Raw genomic sequence first — 20,145 nt, 5'->3', positions numbered from 1 at the left:
GTTTATAAGGACAGCATGATTCCATTTAGTGTTTGTCTTACTCTTTATCCACCAATTGACGTTGTGCTTTTTCGACAGCTAGTTTTACCATGTTTCCTGCGTCCCGAGCTCGAATTCCTCCCCAGCCCTCTTTCTGGACAACATCGTAAAATCCAAGTTCTTTTGCCAATTCCTCTTTAAAACCTTCTGACATAATCCCTTTTTTTCTACTCAAGCGAAACAACCCCTTTCACATGCTGTCACATGCCTAGTGTTTGCATCATACGCTATTTCATAACACCCTTTTTCATCCTAAACTAGTTAGTATTAGATATTTAACACAAAACAAAAAGCAGCAAACATAATTGTTCGCTGCCTCCTCTAAGTTACATCTCTTGTTGTTTGTTTAAAAATGTTAGTTCCACGGTTTCCGTTAAAACATCCGCATAGCTGTAAGATACTCTTTCAAACGCATTTTCATCTTGGTCGAGCTCAATTACAAAAACAGCCGGATAAGTTTCCGCCAAAGTTCCAAAACGTTCTACAGTCTTTCTTCTTCCACCGTTTGCTTTTAAAAGCAATCTTTTACCTAGGTTTGAATCAAGTGCAGTTTTAATATCAGCTAGAGTTTTTGGCATTTTCGGTCCACCTCACTAAGTTTAGTATATCACAAATTGTAAATATACGCAAACAAAATAATAAATTATATCAGCACTTAAAAATGTAGTCAATATATTTTTACCTGAAATTCGGCAAAATCGCGAACATTTTTATTATATCCTGGTAAATGAGAAAATATGTAAACGAACTATTCATTATAAAATATGCCGAATTTTCGTAAATAAATCCACTTCTAGGCTCTTTTCATCTAGAAAAAGCAGATTATTTGTTATGATATCCGAATTCTAACATGATAAAAGCGAGCTGCATTCTTTCAAAATGCAGCTCGTTTATTCTTCCTGAAATGGCTTAAAGGGAAGCCCTGTCCGCAGCACCCCTTTTGTTTCAACTCCACCTAAACCTTTCTCTCCCGTTAACGTATTCCGAAGAACATCCCATACATGGATATGTTCTATAAAAGGCGTAAAGCTTACCTTCCCGACAATATATACTGGATCAAGAGCATGTATATTAACACGTGAAGGTGAGCTTGCGAAATTGGCCCCAGCTTGGATAAGGGATTCAAAATGGGATTGACAAGCTCCTGCAAATATAATCAATTGATCCAAATGAGATACCTTCTTCCTCGCCTCTCGTACGGTCTGTACAAAGTCCCTTGAGTGACGATAGGCATTGATATCGCTCATTGGTCCTTTTGATTTAGAATAGGCATCATGACCAGTGACAACAAGGATATCCGGCCTGTAATGGTCCAATAACCCCCCTATTCGCTGGGCCATTTCCTTTTCGTTGCAATAGACACCGTTAACTGGAATACCGAATTTCTGATATAAATCCAGGCATTTCCTAAGGTAGGAAGCATCACCGTCCACATGAAGCACCCTACCTGGTATCTGAAAATATTCGCCACTATAGCGGTACCCATTACTGGATAGATAGCCGCTTTTTTGTTGCTGCAGCTCTAAGTCCTGTGTTAATAAGCGGTAAGATTGTTCCTGAAGTACCTCATTGGACCTTTGTCGGACATTTCTCTCATTATCATTTATTATCATTAAGTCTTGAAAAGGTGCATCTGCAATCAATCGGATATCTTCCCCATAAAGAATCGCTTCACGTCTTCCATCAATATCACGGATATCGATTACTCGAAACAACACGTCGCATTTATAAGAAACCCGACCAACAATATCGTTTATTTGAATATTCATGGCCTCACCCCATGAGAAGACTTATTTTCAGCCCGCCCTAGATTATTTTCATTCTTAAGTTATGCGAACCATTCTTGAAAGGTGAAAGTAAAGGAGACTACATATATCTATTGGAAGAAGAAGTCTATTCCCCTAAGGCTATGCTTAGATAAAAAAAAGCCGGAAGCTGGGAGTAGACCCGTTCCGACTAAAACTTTTCTAACATTTACCTTATTTGAAATTCGGTAATAACGCATCACTCAAGCGGCCAAATTCCTTAATGCTTAGTGTTTCACCACGTCTTGTTGGATCCACGTCTGAGGCTTCGAGAGCGTCAAGGATAAGTTCTTTTTTCGATTTCCCATCTGGTAGTTGACTTGTTAAGTTATTTAAAATCGTTTTCCGACGTTGCGCGAAACTAGCACGGGTAACAATAAATAAGAAATCCTCATCTTGTACTTCAACAATCGGCTTAACCCGCTTAGTCAGACGTATTACCGCTGAATCGACATTAGGTTGCGGCATGAAAACCGTTTTCGGCACAATCATCACTGTTTCTGCTTCGGTATAATATTGGATGGCGATGGATAAAGAACCATATTCCTTTGTCCCAGGTTTAGCAGCAATTCGATCAGCCACTTCTTTTTGCAACATACACACAATGCCTCTTATGGGAAGGTTCTCAGACAAAAGCTTTAAAATAATAGGTGTTGTGACATAGTAAGGTAGATTTGCAACAACCATCAAGTCTGAGATATCAGCGAATTCCTCTTCAATGACCTTTTTTACATCCGCTTTTAGAATATCCTCATGAATGATGTTCACATTGTTATAAGGTGACAGTGTATCCGATAAAATCGGCAGCAAACGCTGATCAATCTCAAAAGCCGTGACTTTTTTGCTACTTTTCGCTAGTTGTTCCGTCAAGGCGCCTATTCCCGGCCCAATTTCAATGGCGCCGCTTTCCTCGGTCAACTCAGCATGATCGACAATACGTTTCAAAATATTCGTATCAATTAAGAAGTTTTGGCCTAAGCTCTTTTTAAAAGAGAATCCGTGCTTCTTTAGTATTTCTTTCGTTCTGACAGGGGTTGCAATATCCTTATTCATGTTTTTCCTCCTGATTTATCTGTACAATTGCTTCATAAAAAGCCTCAGTTGATATTTGGAACATTTTTAATCTCTTATATAACTGTTTCCCATTTGTAAAACCAATCTTCAAGATAGAGCCAAGTCTTTCCCTTCGCTCTTTGGCACCTGATCCTCCGATTAAACCTGCATCTATTAAATCCTGCTGTGAAATCTCTTCTGAAGCCTCTTCATCCATTAATTGAGCGTCTTTCAAGGCATTACGAATTGCTTCAGGGGAAGCGTGCTCCACACCTATCCCTCTCCCAGACTTAGGAAGTGCTTCTTTTTTCGTTAAAAAGGCGTGTTTACAGCCTTTTACTTGTTCTGAAATTATATTCCTGATTTTTTGTCCAGGAAAGTCCGGATCTGTAAAAATGATAACTCCTCGTGTCTCTTGTGCAAGCTTTACCTGCTCAATGCAGGATTCATTCACCGCAGAACCATTCGTTTCTATTGTATCAGCATTAACAGCCCTTTTTATCGCTACCGTATCATCTTTACCTTCTACAACAATTATTTCTTTGATTTTTTTCATGTTTTCCTCCATACAGAAAAGCGCAAGCACTTTGATTAGCTCTTTAAAACGGACTTTACTCAGATAGACAATTACCTTTTGAGTCATCGTTTTTCCCATGAGTTAGAATCTAGAACTAGACACCATTGCTAAATAAAAATAATTTTACCGCTTATTGTGGAAACCCTATGACTTATTGAATCGTCTATCTTATTAAAACAGTTTTACACTGGGGTTTTCAACAAATGGAAAATAAAACGTCAAAAAACAGGAGACAATTTATCTCCTGCGAGAGAAACCTTATTAGTTCAATACGCGAATCTTTACTTTCTTTACACCCCAGCGATATGCATCATTTTTTGAGGAAAAGAAGACATCTATCCTATTTCCCTTTATCGCTCCGCCTTTGTCAGCAGCTACTGCATAGCCATAACCTTCTACATATACTTTCGAACCCATTGGAATTACACTTGGATCGACCGCAATAATTTTGGCATCAGGATTACTCTTAAGGTCCACACCCGTTGAAGTAACACCTGAACAGCCCTTACAACTTGCTGTATAAGCCGTTGATGAAACATAAATCTCTTTTCCACTTGTAGAATTAACATTACTCGCTCCGCGTGATGCCTGAGCAACCGTCGTTTTTGTTCCGACCGTTATAACCTTATCCTGCTTTTTATTTACGACTTTTTCTGAAAGTAATTTTCTTTTGACCTCTTTGCCATTCTCCTTAATAACTTCATATTCCTTAGAAATGAGTCCGTCTTTTCCTTCTTTGACGATATTCTCTTTCCCTTTCGATAAGGAGTCATCTTTTTTAGTTATGACAGCAAAGTCCACTGGTTCTTCCACTACATCGGTGACTTTTTCAATTCGAATAACGTTTACCGTATTCTTAGCTTCAACTTTTTCGACTAATCCCGGCTCAACTCGATCCAAATCATTGAGCTTTACACCTTGTTGCTTTAAAAAGTCAGCGACAGTAGTCGAAGTTGACCATACCTGCTTTTCGTTTCCACCTACCACTAATTTTAGTGAAAAAGCCTTATCGATGGCAACTTCCATATTCGCTTCCATCTTCGTGTTTTTTGAAGGTGTGATTTTATCCTTCTCATTCACTTCAAGGTCTTGTTCCTTTAAAAATTCTTCCACCGTATCGGCTGTTGACCAAACCTCCTCAGTCTCTTCATCTTGTACCAAAGTAATTTTTTGAGCAGGCTTCCAGACAACTTCTAGATTATCCTCTACCTTACTGTCTCCTGAAGGGTGGACATAGTCCGCAGCTTGTACGGTAATCTCTAAATCTTTTAACATATCATTTACAGTAGCTGCGTGTGTCCGCACTACCTCTTTTTTTCCGTCCAGCATTATTGTAACAGTATGCTTTGTTCCTTGATGGATTAGTATTCCCAGTGCCGTAGAAACAAGAATCGCACTGCATATTGCAATTACCATTCTCTTCTTTCCTAGCTTGGGAATAAGGTTTTTCATAGTTTTTAATAGAATGAAAAACTCCTCCTTCCTCCCGGTGATTATATAGACATAGTTATCAAGCTGTCAACCCATTCACTTCTCATTCAGGAAATTACTACCTATTATGCATATTCTCTATTGAAAAGGAAAGGGCGAATTCTCGACATAATATGCCTATGATAGGAGTGAGATTTGTAGAAACCTTAAAAAATGCGATTTTAGTTAGCAGACCCCGGGAGATAGTGTCAAAAATGCTGTCAGTTAATGCCGAATAATTTCTTAGCATTATCCGTCGTCGCTTGAGAAACTTCCTCTACTGAAAGTTGTTTAATTTCAGCGATTTGTTCAGCGACAAGCTTCACATAGGACGGTTCATTACGCTTTCCTCTATAAGGGTGTGGTGCTAAATAGGGGCAGTCTGTTTCGATTAGTAGACGATCTAAAGGTACTGCAGCTGCCACCTCTTTTGGCTTTTTCGCATTTTTAAAGGTTACAGGACCTCCCAATGAAATATAGAAGTTCATATCAATACATTCCATTGCCGTTTCAGCACTACCACTAAAGCAATGCATGATGCCTCCTACTTCTGATGCCTCTTCTTCCTTTAATATGTTCACGATATCCGCGGTCGCTTCCCGATTATGGATGATAATGGGTAGACCTACCTTTTTAGCCAATCGGATTTGCTTCCTGAACACCTCCATTTGGATAGCTTTCGGTGATTTATCCCAATGATAGTCAAGTCCCATCTCTCCTATAGCCACAACCTTAGGATGAGAGGATAGATCCTCAATCCATTTTAAGTCTTCTTCTGTCATATCTATCGCATCTACAGGATGCCAACCGACTGCAGCATACATAAAATCATAAGTTTCTATTAATTCCATCGCTCTAGTTATAGTTGGTCGGTCAAACCCGACGACAACCATATTATTCACTCCTGCTTCCTGTGCTCTTTCGATGACGTCTTCGAGGTCCTCGTTGAATTGCTCCGCATTTACATGCACATGTGTATCAAATAACATACTTTTCTTCCTTTCTAGCACTATTTTATAAAAAAATGAGAGTTTTATGTTTCACATTTAGGTAACAAAAATATTACAAATATTCCCTTTATGTATCAACACCAAATATATGACTAAAAACATAGACCCTATAATAGTTATGTTTTCCAAAAGTATAAAGAAAAAACATAAAAGTGTTTCATATGAAACACTTTTATGTTTTGAGTTTATTTTACCTTCGAACCATTTGGAATGGAGGCATCTATTGTAGCAACAGAGAGAACACCATCCTGGCTACCAGCCAAAATCATCCCCTGAGAAAGCTCGCCACGAAGCTTCACAGGTTTCAAATTCGTTACACAAATCACTTTTTTCCCTACTAAATCTTCAGGTTTATAGTGTTGAGCAATACCTGAGACAACCTGCCGCTTTTCATATCCTAAATCAAGCTGCAATTTAAGAAGCTTATCTGTTTTCTTTACTGGCACTACTTCTATGACCTGAGCTACACGAAGCTCTACTTTTGTAAAGTCATCAATAGTAATTTCATCAACCTCTGGAATAGTCTCTTCTACTTTTTCTGCAACCTTAGGTGTTCCACCCTGCATTTGTTCTTTAATATATAAAACTTCCTCTTCCATGTCTAAACGAGGGAAGATTGGATCTCCCTTTAGCACTTTTGTTTCAGAAGGAATCTGACCGAAGTCCGCTAAGCTATCCCACGACTTTAAAATTTCATCCTGGATGTTAAGCTGAGCAAAGATTTTTTCCGGTGTTTGTGTCAAAAATGGTTTCAGAAGGATAGCCGTCCTGCGTAAAGATTCTGCCAAATGCACCATAACACTCGCAAGCTCTTCTTTTGTTGCTTCATCTTTTGCAAGCATCCATGGCTGAGTTTCATCGATGAACTTATTTGTTCTGCTGACAAGCTGCCAAATAGATGTTAAAGCAACTGAAAATTCCATGTTCTCCATGGCTTCCTCATACTTGCCCACAGTATCTTGATTCATTTCTAACAGTGCCTTTTCAAACTCATTATTCGAACCTTTGTAACTTGGAATTACACCGTCAAAATACTTATTGACCATTGCTACTGTTCGATTTAATAAGTTCCCTAAATCATTCGCCAGATCAAAATTGATTCTTTCTACAAATCCTTCCGGCGTAAATACTCCATCTGAACCAAATGGAACTTCGCGTAGAAGGTAATAGCGTAATGAATCCAAGCCATATCGATCAATTAATGTAACAGGGTTGACTACATTTCCCTTTGATTTCGACATCTTACCGTCTTTCATGAGCAGCCATCCGTGGGCAAAAACTTTCTTAGGAAGCGGTATGTCCAGAGCCATTAACATAATAGGCCAGTAAATCGTATGGAAACGAACAATTTCCTTTCCGACTAGATGCACATCCGCCGGCCAATAATTCAGGTATTTAGAATCATTATCCGTTCCATACCCTAAAGCTGTAATATAATTAGTCAACGCATCAATCCAGACATAAATAACATGCTTTGGATTTCCTGGTACTTTAATACCCCAATCGAACGTTGTACGGGAAACAGCCAAATCTTCCAATCCTGGTTTAATGAAGTTATTAATCATTTCATTTTTACGGGATTCCGGTTGTATGAACTCTGGGTTTTCCTCATAAAACTTTAGCAACCGATCTGCATACTTACTCATCTTGAAGAAATAAGACTCTTCTTTTACCTTTTCAACAGGTCTTCCGCAATCTGGACAGTTTCCATTGCTTTCTTCAACCTGACGTTCCGTGAAGAAAGATTCGCAAGGTGTACAGTATAATCCTTCATATTCGTCCAAGTATATATCGCCCTGATCAAGTAACTTCTTGAAGATTTTGGCTACCACATCTTTATGACGATCTTCGGTTGTCCTAATGAAATCATCATAAGAGATATCAAGCTTTTGCCAAAGCTCTTTAATTCCTGATACGATATTATCTACATATTGCTGCGGAGTAATTCCCTCTTCCGCCGCTTTACGCTGGATTTTTTGACCGTGTTCATCTGTTCCTGTTAAGTACATCACATCAAAGCCACGCATCCTTTTATAACGAGCCATAGCATCCCCTGCCACTGTCGTATACGCATGCCCTATATGTAAATTACCACTAGGATAATATATGGGTGTTGTAATATAAAATGTTTTTAATTTATCCTGCACTTTATTCCCTCCTCAACTTTTAAAAAACTGGCTTTAGGACTTGGCCAAGCCAATGAGACTACTTTAAAACTATTATCTCTATTTTAACTCTATATACTATTCTACGCGACAAGAATCATTAATCAAATTATCTTGATAATAGAATAAAAAATATTATAAGTAGATACCCCAGTTAAACCTTCGATATCAGGACACACGCCCCCATATTATGTAAGCATTACCTCTTACCTCAACAAAATATACCTAATATTTATTTTTTGTGCAACAAATCACATAATTTAAAGTCTTTTCCAAGAAAATTATCCTTAATTCAGAACTTATACTTTGAAACTAAATTGGATTTAATCATATAATAGAGAAGCGTGTTCTTCATGCGTAGTTTGTCGAATCATGCTGAAGTAAGTAGTTCCTTGTTACTGATTTAATCTTCGCATAAAACGAAATTGCTGGATTTTTCTCTTTCCCAGCCTTTTTGCTTCCTTGGGAAGAAAAGCTATACTCTCTTCTTACAAAAAAATGAAAATAAATCATTGACGAATTTGGGAATGGCTGGTATTATAAATTTATAAAAAAATTTGTCGAATATTGGCGAAAAAAATAGAAAATGGGTACTAGATTGTAAACTGAGAGGAGAATTTTCAAAAATGAAATCTACAGGAATCGTTCGTAAAGTTGATGAGTTAGGCCGGGTGGTTATTCCAATCGAGCTTCGCCGTACATTGGGAATCGCTGAGAAAGACGCTCTTGAAATCTATGTTGATGACGAGCGCATCATCTTGAAAAAATACAAACCAAACATGACTTGCCAAGTTACTGGTGAAGTTTCTGATAATAATCTTACACTTGCAAACGGTAAATTAATTCTTAGTCGTGAAGGCGCTGAATTACTTATCCAAGAAATTCAACAAAACTTTTCAACTTCTAAATAAATGATATAAATAAAAAAACTTCCGATCTTCGGAAGTTTTTTTTATTGCTTACTTAAACATATTATTGTTCATCAATGTGGTACGCCTGGTATACGTCGCGTTTTTGTATATTACGGTCTTTTGCGACCTGCTTGATAGCATCCTTGGAGGTAACCTGTTTGGTTTCTATATAATAATTGACATGACCAACAATGTCAAAGGCCATCCACCATGCTTCTTCAGGCTCTTCCTCCAACCATTGCGCCCCTTCTATTATCAAACAGAACTCACCGCGTATCTCGGATTCCACTGCCCACGCCAATGCCTCACTTACCGTCCCACGAATGAACTCTTCAAACTTCTTCGTTAATTCACGGCATAATACAATACGGCGGTCTCCTAGAATTTCATGCATATGTTTTAATGTTTCTTTTAAACGATGTGGCGATTCATAGACAATCCATGTCGCTTCCATTTTTTTCAACTTCTCTAGCTCTTGCTTTTTTTCTTTTGCTCCCCGCTGTAAAAAGCCATAAAAGTAAAAAGGCTGTGGCACAAGACCCGAAGCAATCAACGCAGTTAATGCAGCATTAGCACCCGGCAATGGGATGACCTTAAACTGCTCAGCAATCGCATCTTTAACCAGTTCATATCCAGGGTCAGAAATTGTCGGCAGACCAGCATCACTGACTAAGGCTATTACTTCTCCTGAACGAAGCCTCTCAAGCATCTGCTTCCCGCTATATTCCTTATTATGTTCATGGTAACTAACGATAGGGGTCGAAATTTCAAAGTAATTACATAGTTTCTTCGTGTTTCGCGTGTCCTCAGCAGCAATAACATCCGCTTCCTTTAAAATTCTCAAAGCCCGGAAGCTCATATCCTCAAGATTTCCGATCGGTGTAGGAACTAGATATAGGGCCGGCTCCAATCCTTCTTTTTCAAAACTCTTTTGCTGCCACATAGGTTACTTATCCTCCTTTGCCATCCACTTTTGTTTTTGTTTTCTTGTTAATTGCTTAAACTGGTATTCTGCCTGCATGGCTAATGTCTGAGATTCAAACGTTTCATGATAAATCAGTTCAACCGGGGTACGTCCCCGTGTATACTTCGCCCCCTTGCCTTGATTATGCGTGTCGACCCTACGATCTAAGTTATTTGTATACCCTGCATAATAGCTGCCATCCTTGCATTTCAACACATAAAAATAATGCCTATTCTTCTCCATATAAAATCCTTCTGATTTCCGGATTATATTCATTTTGTTCATTATACACAACAAGAGGTGGGAGAATCTTTAAATCAGGGCTTCCGTCCTTTATCCCTTCAATAAGAATCGTATTTGCTTCTTTTGTGCTTTTTGGATAAACAAATTGTAGTCGCTTTGGTTCAATCCTGTACACTCTCATTAAATGTAAAATATCCATTAAACGGCCAGGCCTATGAACGAATGCTGCTTTGCCACCCTGACGTAATAACTGACTTGAGACACGCATTACGTCCTCAAGGTTACACATAATTTCATGCCGAGCAATTGCAAAATGCTCATTCTTATTTATTTCCTCGATCGATGGAGTAGGAAAATAGGGTGGATTACATGTTACCACGTCATATTTACTATACCCTATCTGTTTTGGAATCTCTTTTATATCTCCATGAATCATCTCAATCTGGGAGGATACGTCATTATAATCTACGCTTCTCTGAGCCATGTCATATAACCGCTCTTGAATCTCGATACCTTTAATTGTTCCTTTCGTTCTTGTGCTCAACAGCAATGGTATAACCCCATTTCCTGAGCAAAGATCGACGAGTTTTCCTTTTTGAATCGGCACGTTTACGAACCTTGATAATAAAACGGCATCTAATGAGAAAGAAAACACCGATGGGCTTTGGATGATTCTTAAATTCTCAGCCAATAGATAATCGAGGCGTTCATCTCCTTTAAGTTCTACCAATGCTGTTACCCTCCTATATATGTATAGAAAAAGCATGTTTAGGGCCCATGCTTTAACATATCTATCGTACAAAAAGGGTCTGACTCATAGTAAGCGTCAGACCCCGAATCACTATATATTGTAAACGGTCTATCTATCACGTAAAAGAGATGGAACATTCTTTTATATTATTCCATTTTCACTTCTTGTTTAAAAAAGATAAACAGAACAGGCAATCTCCTTCTTTTCGTAAACTCCCAAAATGCAGATTACAAATATGGAAGCCTTCTTGATAGATACGGGCTAGATTGTCATAGCCTTCCCCGATATCCATAACCTTTTCCGCACTCGCAGTACGATTTTTTACTTTTTGTTTAACCTTTACAGAAGCAGGTGCACTCTCGACTTCCACAAGGCCTAATCGATGACGTAAGTGCTCGTTTTCCAACTTGAGCGACTGATTTTCCTCGAGAATTTCCGCTAGATTTTGCTTCAATTCACCAAGCTGTTTATATAATTGGCCTATCTGCGTTTCCATATTGGTCACCGACTCAAAAATATCTTTCTTATCCACGCTCTCCCACCACCTTAATAATCTGTGGCTTGAATAGAAACGGCTCCCTCTTTTAGAATCTCATCTAAAGTATACTCTAATACTCTTTCCTGCTCGATTAGTTCAATCTGAAGTACGCGTTCTAGAATATTAAGCCCCACTACCTTGCCTTTGCCACCAGGCGTATTAATCATTTCACCTAAATCAGGAAGCATTTCCTTCGCACTTTCATACTCATCATTTTCATATTTCAGACAGCACATCAATCGACCGCATAATCCTGAGATTTTTGTAGGGTTCAATGATAAATTTTGATCCTTCGCCATTTTGATTGAAACAGGTTCAAAATCACCAAGAAACGTTGAGCAACATAGCATTCTGCCACATGGCCCGATTCCTCCAAGCATTTTTGCCTCATCCCTGACCCCAATTTGGCGCAGTTCAATCCGTGTTCTGAATATGGCAGCTAAATCTTTGACTAAATCTCGGAAATCCACGCGACCATCCGCTGTAAAATAAAATACAACTTTATTTCTGTCGAACGTATATGACACATCTACAAGCTTCATATCCAGCTTATGCTCATCGACCTTTTGACAACATATAGAATAAGCCTCTTCTGCAGCTGCCTTGTTTTCGTCAACAATTAACTTATCTTTTGCATCGGCAACCCGAAGTACCTTTTTCAATGGCAGGACAACATCATTTTCATCTACTTTTTTACGGGCTGTAACAACTTTACCGAATTCAACACCGCGGACAGTCTCCACTATTACAAAATCGTCCTTAGGAATAGCGAATTCACCCGGATCAAAGTAGTATATTTTGCCCGCTTTTTTAAAACGGACACCTACAACATCATACAAATCATGATCCCTCCTGCAAATTCAGCACAAGCTGTTCCATTAACAGCTGTGGATTTGTGTTGGACATCAGCTTCCTTTTTGCTTCCAAAATATACCCCATATGTTCAGCGAGGCGTCTCGGAGAAAGATGAAGAGCGTGAGTTTCAAATTCCTTCAGTTTACTTTGAAATACAACTAGGTCCTTCTTGTCCAACTGAATGTATAATAAATCCTTATATATAAGAAGTAACAAATCAAGACCTCTATCAACCTGTTCTCTTTCTTTAAAGTGTGAAAACCAATCCGTCTGAAGGTATAACAAAGCCTTCAAGGAATTCTGTTTTAACACTTCATATAATTTTACCACTATTTTTTGAGCTTGTACAAACCATTCATCATGGCTAAGTTCGATTCCAGCTTCCACATTCTGTGTTAAATGTGAGATAACCGAGGCAAGCTGCGGATCTAAATCCTGTTCTATCAGCTTCCGCTTTACATTTTCCGGGGATAACGGCTTAAACGAAATCACTTGGCATCTTGATAATATCGTTGGAAGAATTCTCTGAAGCTGTTCGGTCATCAGAATGGCCACAGTATCAGCTGAAGGCTCTTCTAAAAATTTCAATAGGCTGTTTGCTGCCCCGACTGACATTTTATCCGCATCGGCAATCATATAAACTTTCCGATCTGCCTCTACACTTTTCTTCGAGAATTCTTCTTGAAGACTCTTAATTTGTTCCTTTTTGATCGACAGCCCATCCCGCTCAATCAAATGAACATCAGGGTGATTCCCACTTGAAATTCGTTTGCAATTCCGACATTGCTCGCATGGCTTGTAACCTGCTGTCAGGGCCTCACAAAGTAAGCTTTTAGCGAAGGTTTTACTTATATCCTGCTTACCTGACCCTTTTTCCCCTTCAAATATATACGCATGAGCCACTCTGTTTTTCGTTATGCTGTTTTGTAGCATCGTCATAACCTGTGGCTGAATTTGACTCATGTCTTGCCATGTTTTATCCAACACTATCAACTCACTTAAGTATATAAATTAATCAGAAGTCCTTTAATTTCACCAATCATTTCTAATATTTCGAGCGAGCTCTTCTCTTTATTCAGAATTTCCTCGCTTAATTCAACTAATCTCGCATCGATCGTTTCCACGGTTTTCAATGGTTGGCTTTGACCGTATTGGTTCCAGGTCGTAGACTGCTTCAATTCTAGACCATATTCAACAGCTTCTCGGACAAACCGCTTCACTAACGCTTTATATTTCGCCAATTCTCTAAAGGTACGTGACCGAACCAATCGCTGGCCCGCCCCTTCAATATCACCTATTAAACGGTTTAATGTTTGGATTTGCATCTTTTGATCCTGTGTTTGGACCATTTGTTGAAACCTTCCATTGCCCGTTTGAGTATGTTTGGTATCCTGCCGCGCTTTATCCAACTTAATTGGGATATCATGGTTGATTTTCACAATGAACCTCCATACAACTAACCGTTAAAATTGTAAAAAGTTTTCAACCGGCAGAACAAATATGGTTGCACCGCCTACTTGAATTTCCACTGGATAAGGTACATAGGATTCGGCATTCCCACCCATCGGTGAAACCGGTGACACTAACTGGGATCGTGATTGACAATTCTGTTTGATAATCTGAATGGCTTGGTCAACACGTGCATCCTCTGTACCAATCATAAAGGTTGTATTTCCTGATTTTAAAAACCCGCCCGTACTGGCAAGCTTGGTTGTCCCGAAATTATTTTCTACTAATTCATTCAGCAGCCGATGACTATCCTTGTCTTGAACGACAGCAATGATCATTTTCATTCTCATCATCCTCCGGTTACTCTGAATTTTCCTAACTCTATTATCTCTATTATAGCAATTAGTCTTTGCTTGGAATAGTGTTCGGTTGAATAATATGGAAATTCAAGTAGTTACTGTTCTGTTTTTTCCAAAAACGTCAGTAAGCGGGCTTTCGTTTCCTCAAAAACATCCTCAATTGTCCGGCCCGCATCCACGATAATGAACCGATCTTTCCATCTATTTATTATTAACTGATACCCCTCACATACTTTTTTATGAAAATCTATGGCTTCCAGGTCTAGTCGGTTCACTTCCCGGTCCCCATTAGACTGAATACGTCTCAACCCTTCTTCTGGATCGATATCAAAAAAGAACGTAGCATCCGGCATCATATCTCCAATTGCGAATTTATTGATATTGTATACTTCTTCTATATCTAAGCCTCTTGCATACCCTTGATAGGCCAGAGAACTATCTATAAAACGGTCACACAGAACGATACCTCCTCGCTCTAGCTCCGGAATAACTATCTCAACTAAATGCTGACGCCTTGCAGCTGCATATAATAAAGCCTCTGTTCTTGGGTCCATAGCTGTATTGGCTTTATTCAGGATAACCTCCCTAATTTGCTCGGAAATGGGAACGCCTCCTGGTTCTCGTGTTAATAGGACTTGGTAACCTTCTTCTTGAAGAGCCTTACCGAGCATTTGGATAATTGTTGTTTTCCCAGCTCCCTCAGGTCCTTCCATTGTTATAAAAATACCACGGTTCATCGGTGTACCTCCAAGGTTCTTTGTTTGTAGTATATCATTTTAACCAACCTGCCCGCTTTCATAAACGATTAGCTCTCCGTTTGAAAGGGAGGTACCGCCATGAAATCTTGATCCCAGGTCAAGCAGTCTTTTTAAGTCGAATATATGCTTCGAGGTAATCATTTCCCCGGACATAATTAAAGGGATCCCCGGCGGATAAGGGATGACCATCTCAGCAGATACCTCTCCAACAGCTTGACTTAATACTACGTGTCTCGATTTCCTTTGACCCATTACAGAATATGGCAGTGCAAGGCCTGTCATTGAATTCTCAGCTTGCCAGCTCACTGCTTGATTGGCCTCCCGTCTTCCAGTTTTTTCTTCAGTTACATTTTTTATTTTTTGAACAATTTTATGAAAAGGAAAATAGTCATTTTTCTTTAATAACGGCAAAATCATTAACAAATTATAGGGATCAGCTAATTCTGAATAAATACCTTCTGCTTCACACAACTGCTGTAACTCAAACCCACTTAAACCCTTTGTTGATTGAATGACTACTTTTAAAGGGTCTGCTGACGTTCCCGGTGGTGCTTCTAACACCCGTACCGATTGGATACTAGCTAATTCCCTTCTGAAATCCGATATCCTTTTAATAAGGCAGTTTTGATCTTCTAATGTAAATGAGGCTAAATAAGACCTGGCTAAGTCTAGAGATCCCATAATCGGATAAGATGGACTGCTTGATTGGAGCATTTGCAAATAGAATGACACCTGATCTATATCTAATAAGGTTGTATTAATATGGAGATAGGAACCCATCGTCATTGCTGGCAGTGTTTTATGAGCCGAGTGAACAACGGCGTCCGCCCCAGCTAAAATTGCTGTTCTAGGAAAGGGACCTCCTAACTGAAAGTGAGCACCATGTGCCTCGTCTACCAGCACTGGAATTCCTCTTTGGTGTGCCAGCTTCACCATTTCAGAAAGATCTTCACCAAGACCATAATAATTTGGATATGTTACAATGATAGCTTTTACATCTGAATGAACTTCCAGGGCCTCTTCAAGTAGTTCCATTCTGACACCACCTGCAACCCCCCATTCCTCATAAAAAATCGGTTGTAAAAAAATCGGTTGTACATTCGCTAACATCAGTCCATGTAAAATTGATTTATGACAGTTCCTTTGGACAAGCACCTTATCTCCTTCCCGGCAGGTGGCAAGGATCATCGCAAGGTTCCCAACAGTTGAGCCATTGACTAGAAAATAACTCTTCTGAACACCATATAAATCAGCGAGTAATTCCTCAGATCTCAAAATAGCACCTTCAGGAGCATGTAAGTCATCTAAACCGCTTAGTTCCGTAGCATCTATTCCCAGTAAGGAGTTATATACTGCTTGGCCTTTATTACTAAACACCCGTCCATTTTTATGCCCTGGGACATGCAGAGATATCGGATTCTTTTTATTAAATGCACTCATTGCATCGAACAATGGCGTCTGTAATTGATTCATTTCTCTCTCTTCCCTCAAATCATAGTATTTTTTCATTTTATCAAAAAAGTTCGATTTAATCTCTTATTGAGACGAGCGGGATAGCAATTATGTAGGACTACGCTCCGTATATTTGTAATTCTGAAACAAGCACCTGCTGTCTGCAACTATTCTTCTAAAGCAAAAAAAGAGTTAGAGAATAAGAAACATTCCATTTCTTTATTCTCTAACTCTTCAACTTTCTATAAACTACTATTGCTTAAGAACAAATTTCAGGATTGGTGATTTTTCTTAATTGTTTCAAGTAATATTTATACCTAGGATCGTTTGTATCCGTCCCAATCATATCCCTTTCGCATTCCTCACAAATAAAAGTCGTATATAAGTGTATCCCCATACCTTTTATCTGTTCACAAACCACGCACGATTCCCCTGCCGTTGTTTTGGTTGTTGTTGTCCCCAACATCTCCACCTCCATACCTGCATTCTCCCCAAAAACCATTGTTCGCATACATAACTTTAGATAGTTTAAGAGAACCGGGGCTGCTTTTAACAATGTATGATGAAGGTTTTCAATACGTGTATGTCTCTATAAAAGTTTCCATAATTGATAAACACTTTATTATTAATGACTTTTTTTTCATTAAACAAAAAAGATCAGCCAGGATGGCTGATCTTTTCAAAATGGCTTGGCGGCGTCCTACTCTCACAGGGGGAAACCCCCAACTACCATCGGCGCTGAAGAGCTTAACTGCCGTGTTCGGAATGGGAACGGGTGTGACCTCTTCGCTATCGCCACCAAACAATAAAGGAACGTTGTTCCTTCAAAACTAGATAATAAGAAGGTATTTCATTTTTTAAAGCGTGGTTAAGTCCTCGATCTATTAGTATCAGTCAGCTCCACATGTCGCCACGCTTCCACCTCTGACCTATCAACCTGATCATCTTTCAGGGATCTTACTAGCTTGCGCTATGGGAAATCTCATCTCGAGGGGGGCTTCATGCTTAGATGCTTTCAGCACTTATCCCGTCCGCACGTAGCTACCCAGCTATGCCTTTGGCAAGACAACTGGTACACCAGCGGTGCGTCCATCCCGGTCCTCTCGTACTAAGGACAGCTCCTCTCAAATTTCCTGCGCCCGCGACGGATAGGGACCGAACTGTCTCACGACGTTCTGAACCCAGCTCGCGTACCGCTTTAATGGGCGAACAGCCCAACCCTTGGGACCGACTACAGCCCCAGGATGCGATGAGCCGACATCGAGGTGCCAAACCTCCCCGTCGATGTGGACTCTTGGGGGAGATAAGCCTGTTATCCCCGGGGTAGCTTTTATCCGTTGAGCGATGGCCCTTCCATGCGGAACCACCGGATCACTAAGCCCGACTTTCGTCCCTGCTCGACTTGTAGGTCTCGCAGTCAAGCTCCCTTGTGCCTTTACACTCTACGAATGATTTCCAACCATTCTGAGGGAACCTTTGGGCGCCTCCGTTACTCTTTAGGAGGCGACCGCCCCAGTCAAACTGCCCACCTGACACTGTCTCCCACCCCGATAAGGGGCGCGGGTTAGAATTTCAATACAGCCAGGGTAGTATCCCACCAACGCCTCCACCGAAGCTAGCGCTCCGGCTTCTCAGGCTCCTACCTATCCTGTACAAGCTGTACCAAAATTCAATATCAGGCTGCAGTAAAGCTCCACGGGGTCTTTCCGTCCTGTCGCGGGTAACCTGCATCTTCACAGGTACTATAATTTCACCGAGTCTCTCGTTGAGACAGTGCCCAGATCGTTACACCTTTCGTGCGGGTCGGAACTTACCCGACAAGGAATTTCGCTACCTTAGGACCGTTATAGTTACGGCCGCCGTTTACTGGGGCTTCGGTTCAAAGCTTCGCTTGCGCTAACCTCTCCCCTTAACCTTCCAGCACCGGGCAGGTGTCAGCCCCTATACTTCGCCTTGCGGCTTCGCAGAGACCTGTGTTTTTGCTAAACAGTCGCCTGGGCCTATTCACTGCGGCTTTTCCGGGCTATTCACCCTAAAAAGCACCCCTTCTCCCGAAGTTACGGGGTCATTTTGCCGAGTTCCTTAACGAGAGTTCTCTCGCACACCTTAGGATTCTCTCCTCGCCTACCTGTGTCGGTTTGCGGTACGGGCACCTTACATCTCACTAGAGGCTTTTCTTGGCAGCGTGGAATCAGGAACTTCGGTACTATATTTCCCTCGCCATCACAGCTCCGCCTTAATGGAAACGGGATTTGCCTCGTTTCCGGCCTAACTGCTTGGACGCGCATATCCAACAGCGCGCTTACCCTATCCTTCTGCGTCCCCCCATCGTTCAAACGATGTATAGGTGGTACAGGAATATCAACCTGTTGTCCATCGCCTACGCCTTTCGGCCTCGGCTTAGGTCCCGACTAACCCTGAGCGGACGAGCCTTCCTCAGGAAACCTTAGGCATTCGGTGGAAGGGATTCTCACCCTTCTTTCGCTACTCATACCGGCATTCTCACTTCTAAGCGCTCCACCAGTCCTTCCGGTCTGACTTCAACGCCCTTAGAACGCTCTCCTACCATCGACACCATACGGTGTCAATCCACAGCTTCGGTGATACGTTTAGCCCCGGTACATTTTCGGCGCGGAGTCACTCGACCAGTGAGCTATTACGCACTCTTTAAATGATGGCTGCTTCTGAGCCAACATCCTGGTTGTCTAAGCAACTCCACATCCTTTTCCACTTAACGTATACTTTGGGACCTTAGCTGGTGGTCTGGGCTGTTTCCCTTTCGACTACGGATCTTATCACTCGCAGTCTGACTCCCAAGAATAAGTATTTGGCATTCGGAGTTTGACTGAATTCGGTAACCCGTTGGGGGCCCCTAGTCCAATCAGTGCTCTACCTCCAATACTCTCATCTTGAGGCTAGCCCTAAAGCTATTTCGGAGAGAACCAGCTATCTCCAGGTTCGATTGGAATTTCTCCGCTACCCACACCTCATCCCCGCACTTTTCAACGTGCGTGGGTTCGGGCCTCCATTCAGTGTTACCTGAACTTCACCCTGGACATGGGTAGATCACCTGGTTTCGGGTCTACGACCTCATACTCATTCGCCCTATTCAGACTCGCTTTCGCTGCGGCTCCGTCTTATCAACTTAACCTCGCATGAAATCGTAACTCGCCGGTTCATTCTACAAAAGGCACGCCATTACCCATTAACGGGCTTTGACTACTTGTAGGCACACGGTTTCAGGATCTATTTCACTCCCCTTCCGGGGTGCTTTTCACCTTTCCCTCACGGTACTGGTTCACTATCGGTCACTAGGTAGTATTTAGCCTTGGGAGATGGTCCTCCCTGCTTCCGACGGGATTTCTCGTGTCCCGCCGTACTCAGGATCCACTCAGGAGGGAACGAAGTTTCAACTACAGGGTTTTTACCTTCTTTGACGGACCTTTCCAGATCACTTCATTTACCCCGTTCCTTTGTAACTCCATGTTGAGTGTCCTACAACCCCAAGAGGCAAGCCTCTTGGTTTGGGCTAATTCCGTTTCGCTCGCCGCTACTCAGGAAATCGCATTTGCTTTCTCTTCCTCCGGGTACTTAGATGTTTCAGTTCCCCGGGTCTGCCTTCAGTACCCTATGTATTCAGGTAAAGATACTGTTCCATTACGAACAGTGGGTTTCCCCATTCGGAAATCTCCGGATCAAAGCTTACTTACAGCTCCCCGAAGCATATCGGTGTTAGTCCCGTCCTT

Annotated in this window: 20 protein-coding genes and 2 rRNA genes (1 of these 22 running past the window's edge); 1 reads left to right on the top strand and 21 read right to left on the bottom strand. The window is 40.9% G+C overall.

Annotation, left to right across the window (positions count from 1 at the left end; all coding sequences use genetic code 11):
- Positions 1-37: 37 nt before the first annotated feature.
- The 8 genes from RE409_RS00270 to metG all read right to left on the bottom strand — a co-directional run bounded on the left by RE409_RS00270 (position 38) and on the right by metG (position 8,101).
- On the bottom strand, positions 38-214 hold the full coding sequence (locus tag RE409_RS00270) for a small, acid-soluble spore protein, alpha/beta type (protein ID WP_053349002.1): 177 nt from the start codon (positions 212-214) through the stop codon (positions 38-40).
- Positions 215-365: 151 nt separating this feature from the next.
- Complete coding sequence (veg, locus tag RE409_RS00265; protein WP_034316343.1) at positions 366-617, bottom strand: biofilm formation stimulator Veg; 252 nt, start codon at positions 615-617, stop codon at positions 366-368.
- A 312-nt stretch (positions 618-929) separates the two neighbouring features.
- Positions 930-1,808, bottom strand: a complete 879-nt coding sequence (gene yabG / locus RE409_RS00260) for a sporulation peptidase YabG (protein WP_201187789.1) — start codon at positions 1,806-1,808, stop codon at positions 930-932.
- A gap of 210 nt (positions 1,809-2,018) precedes the next feature.
- Entirely contained in the window at positions 2,019-2,897 is an 879-nt protein-coding gene (rsmA, locus tag RE409_RS00255) for a 16S rRNA (adenine(1518)-N(6)/adenine(1519)-N(6))-dimethyltransferase RsmA (RefSeq protein WP_201187786.1), read from the bottom strand.
- Positions 2,890-3,453 carry a ribonuclease M5 gene (rnmV, locus tag RE409_RS00250; protein WP_201188168.1) on the bottom strand — a complete coding sequence of 188 codons (564 nt, stop codon included), beginning with the start codon at positions 3,451-3,453 and terminating at the stop codon, positions 2,890-2,892. The genes rsmA and rnmV overlap by 8 nt, the downstream gene beginning before the upstream one ends.
- A gap of 282 nt (positions 3,454-3,735) precedes the next feature.
- Complete coding sequence (locus tag RE409_RS00245; RefSeq protein ID WP_242485348.1) at positions 3,736-4,890, bottom strand: resuscitation-promoting factor; 1,155 nt, start codon at positions 4,888-4,890, stop codon at positions 3,736-3,738.
- A gap of 275 nt (positions 4,891-5,165) precedes the next feature.
- Positions 5,166-5,933 (bottom strand): TatD family hydrolase, encoded by a 768-nt coding sequence (locus RE409_RS00240; protein WP_201222474.1) that lies wholly within the window; start codon positions 5,931-5,933, stop codon positions 5,166-5,168.
- A 206-nt stretch (positions 5,934-6,139) separates the two neighbouring features.
- Positions 6,140-8,101 carry a methionine--tRNA ligase gene (gene metG / locus RE409_RS00235; RefSeq protein WP_201222475.1) on the bottom strand — a complete coding sequence of 654 codons (1,962 nt, stop codon included), beginning with the start codon at positions 8,099-8,101 and terminating at the stop codon, positions 6,140-6,142.
- Positions 8,102-8,745: 644 nt separating this feature from the next.
- On the opposite strand from metG, the gene RE409_RS00230 reads away from it, so the two are divergent.
- Entirely contained in the window at positions 8,746-9,030 is a 285-nt protein-coding gene (locus RE409_RS00230) for a transition state genes transcriptional regulator AbrB (RefSeq protein WP_056525508.1), read from the top strand.
- A gap of 61 nt (positions 9,031-9,091) precedes the next feature.
- Here RE409_RS00230 and rsmI read toward each other — a convergent pair whose 3' ends face one another.
- The 13 genes from rsmI to RE409_RS00165 form a co-directional block, all read right to left on the bottom strand.
- Positions 9,092-9,973: a 16S rRNA (cytidine(1402)-2'-O)-methyltransferase gene (rsmI, locus tag RE409_RS00225; RefSeq protein ID WP_309558360.1), complete on the bottom strand. Its 882-nt coding sequence runs from the start codon at positions 9,971-9,973 to the stop codon at positions 9,092-9,094.
- Between the two features lie 3 nt (positions 9,974-9,976).
- Positions 9,977-10,237, bottom strand: coding sequence for a GIY-YIG nuclease family protein (locus tag RE409_RS00220; protein ID WP_056525514.1), 261 nt, complete (start codon positions 10,235-10,237; stop codon positions 9,977-9,979).
- A complete protein-coding gene (locus RE409_RS00215; protein WP_053349011.1) occupies positions 10,224-10,967 on the bottom strand; it encodes a tRNA1(Val) (adenine(37)-N6)-methyltransferase in 744 nt (247 codons plus the stop codon). Before RE409_RS00215 ends, RE409_RS00220 begins: the two co-directional genes overlap by 14 nt.
- A 178-nt stretch (positions 10,968-11,145) precedes the next feature.
- Entirely contained in the window at positions 11,146-11,484 is a 339-nt protein-coding gene (yabA, locus tag RE409_RS00210; RefSeq protein WP_207196469.1) for a DNA replication initiation control protein YabA, read from the bottom strand.
- A gap of 50 nt (positions 11,485-11,534) precedes the next feature.
- Positions 11,535-12,365: a PSP1 domain-containing protein gene (locus tag RE409_RS00205; protein ID WP_309558359.1), complete on the bottom strand. Its 831-nt coding sequence runs from the start codon at positions 12,363-12,365 to the stop codon at positions 11,535-11,537.
- Position 12,366: 1 nt separating this feature from the next.
- Positions 12,367-13,365: a DNA polymerase III subunit delta' gene (gene holB / locus RE409_RS00200; RefSeq protein WP_053349022.1), complete on the bottom strand. Its 999-nt coding sequence runs from the start codon at positions 13,363-13,365 to the stop codon at positions 12,367-12,369.
- A 14-nt stretch (positions 13,366-13,379) separates the two neighbouring features.
- On the bottom strand, positions 13,380-13,820 hold the full coding sequence (locus tag RE409_RS00195) for a YaaR family protein (RefSeq protein ID WP_201187778.1): 441 nt from the start codon (positions 13,818-13,820) through the stop codon (positions 13,380-13,382).
- Between the two features lie 24 nt (positions 13,821-13,844).
- The gene (locus tag RE409_RS00190) at positions 13,845-14,174 is read right to left on the bottom strand and encodes a cyclic-di-AMP receptor (protein WP_053349015.1); all 330 of its coding nucleotides are present in this window, start codon (positions 14,172-14,174) and stop codon (positions 13,845-13,847) included.
- 110 nt (positions 14,175-14,284) lie between these two features.
- On the bottom strand, positions 14,285-14,926 hold the full coding sequence (gene tmk / locus RE409_RS00185) for a dTMP kinase (protein WP_098177770.1): 642 nt from the start codon (positions 14,924-14,926) through the stop codon (positions 14,285-14,287).
- 39 nt (positions 14,927-14,965) lie between these two features.
- On the bottom strand, positions 14,966-16,420 hold the full coding sequence (locus tag RE409_RS00180; RefSeq protein ID WP_309558358.1) for an aminotransferase class I/II-fold pyridoxal phosphate-dependent enzyme: 1,455 nt from the start codon (positions 16,418-16,420) through the stop codon (positions 14,966-14,968).
- 238 nt (positions 16,421-16,658) lie between these two features.
- Entirely contained in the window at positions 16,659-16,877 is a 219-nt protein-coding gene (locus RE409_RS00175) for a sigma factor G inhibitor Gin (RefSeq protein WP_082527567.1), read from the bottom strand.
- A 209-nt stretch (positions 16,878-17,086) separates the two neighbouring features.
- Positions 17,087-17,202: ribosomal RNA gene (rrf, locus tag RE409_RS00170) — 5S ribosomal RNA — on the bottom strand.
- A 61-nt stretch (positions 17,203-17,263) separates the two neighbouring features.
- Positions 17,264-20,145, bottom strand: a 23S ribosomal RNA gene (locus tag RE409_RS00165) (it continues 51 nt past the right edge of the window).

Source organism: Peribacillus sp. R9-11, assembly GCF_031345095.1.
Lineage (GTDB): Bacteria > Bacillota > Bacilli > Bacillales > DSM-1321 > Peribacillus > Peribacillus butanolivorans.
Note: the sequence above shows the minus strand (reverse complement) of the source record. Positions and strands in the feature narration are given on the sequence as shown.

Excerpts from the sequence above, each read along its gene's own strand:
- veg (WP_034316343.1), bottom strand. The coding sequence starts at position 617 with ATGCCAAAAACTCTAGCTGATATTAAAACTGCACTTGATTCAAACCTA.
- yabG (WP_201187789.1), bottom strand. The coding sequence starts at position 1,808 with ATGAATATTCAAATAAACGATATTGTTGGTCGGGTTTCTTATAAATGC.
- rsmA (WP_201187786.1), bottom strand. The coding sequence starts at position 2,897 with ATGAATAAGGATATTGCAACCCCTGTCAGAACGAAAGAAATACTAAAG.
- rnmV (WP_201188168.1), bottom strand. The coding sequence starts at position 3,453 with ATGAAAAAAATCAAAGAAATAATTGTTGTAGAAGGTAAAGATGATACG.
- RE409_RS00245 (WP_242485348.1), bottom strand. The coding sequence starts at position 4,890 with ATGGTAATTGCAATATGCAGTGCGATTCTTGTTTCTACGGCACTGGGA.
- RE409_RS00240 (WP_201222474.1), bottom strand. The coding sequence starts at position 5,933 with ATGTTATTTGATACACATGTGCATGTAAATGCGGAGCAATTCAACGAG.
- RE409_RS00230 (WP_056525508.1), top strand. The coding sequence starts at position 8,746 with ATGAAATCTACAGGAATCGTTCGTAAAGTTGATGAGTTAGGCCGGGTG.
- rsmI (WP_309558360.1), bottom strand. The coding sequence starts at position 9,973 with ATGTGGCAGCAAAAGAGTTTTGAAAAAGAAGGATTGGAGCCGGCCCTA.
- RE409_RS00220 (WP_056525514.1), bottom strand. The coding sequence starts at position 10,237 with ATGGAGAAGAATAGGCATTATTTTTATGTGTTGAAATGCAAGGATGGC.
- yabA (WP_207196469.1), bottom strand. The coding sequence starts at position 11,484 with ATGGAAACGCAGATAGGCCAATTATATAAACAGCTTGGTGAATTGAAG.
- RE409_RS00190 (WP_053349015.1), bottom strand. The coding sequence starts at position 14,174 with ATGAAAATGATCATTGCTGTCGTTCAAGACAAGGATAGTCATCGGCTG.
- tmk (WP_098177770.1), bottom strand. The coding sequence starts at position 14,926 with ATGAACCGTGGTATTTTTATAACAATGGAAGGACCTGAGGGAGCTGGG.
- RE409_RS00180 (WP_309558358.1), bottom strand. The coding sequence starts at position 16,420 with ATGAATCAATTACAGACGCCATTGTTCGATGCAATGAGTGCATTTAAT.
- RE409_RS00175 (WP_082527567.1), bottom strand. The coding sequence starts at position 16,877 with ATGGAGGTGGAGATGTTGGGGACAACAACAACCAAAACAACGGCAGGG.